Consider the following 921-nt stretch of genomic DNA (forward strand, 5'->3'; position numbering starts at 1 on the left):
CAGATGTTGACTTACCAGGAGTAGGAGATATGGATTGGAGAGAGCACGACAGTGATGGGGATGGTGTTAATGATATTTCAGATGTAGATGATGATAATGATGGTATTCCAGATGTTTTAGAATCAGGAGGGAATGATCCTAATGGGGATGCAGATGGTGATGGTATTCTTAACTGGCAGGATACGACAGATGATGGAGGCGCTGGAGATGGAAGTACAACAGATTATACAGATAGTAATGGTGATGGTATTCCGGATGTATATGATGTAGATGGCGATGGCGTTGCGAATCATTTGGATTTAGATAGTGATAATGATGGAGTTGCAGATATTACAGAAGCCGGAGGAGTTGATACTGACGGAGACGGAGCGATAGATTACCCGACTCCAGGGGATCCAACGTCTATGACGGATGCAGATGGTGACGGATTAGAAGATAGTCTGGATACGATTGACAGTGGTAGTGGAGCAGGAGAGGTTACTACAGGTACAGCCTTACCGAATCCTGATAGTGATGGTGATGGTGTTCCTGATACTGCAGACTTAGATAGTGATAATGATGGAGTTGCAGATATCGTAGAGAACGGAGGAGTTGATACGGATGGAGATGGAGCAATAGACTACCCGACTCCGGGAGATCCAACCTCTATGGCAGATGTTGATGGCGATGGATTTGCTGATAGTGTTGATACGGATGATAATACAGTTGCAGGTACAGGAGATGGTGGAACAAGTTTACCTTCCCCGGATAGTGACAATGATGGAGTTGTAGATAGCCTGGATTTAGATAGTGATAATGACGGGATTTCAGATGTAACAGAAAACGGAGGAGTTGATGCAGATGGCGATGGAGTTTTAGATGGAATTACCGATACTGATGGCGATGGATTTGCTGATAGTGTTGATACGGATGATAATACGG

1 pseudogene is annotated in these 921 nt (G+C 44.4%); it reads left to right on the forward strand.

Annotation, left to right across the window (positions count from 1 at the left end):
- Positions 1-921: pseudogene (locus tag ACFSTE_RS21140) on the forward strand (hypothetical protein); the annotation flags it as partial.

The organism is Aquimarina hainanensis (assembly GCF_042684685.1).
Classification (GTDB): Bacteria; Bacteroidota; Bacteroidia; order Flavobacteriales; family Flavobacteriaceae; genus Aquimarina; species Aquimarina hainanensis.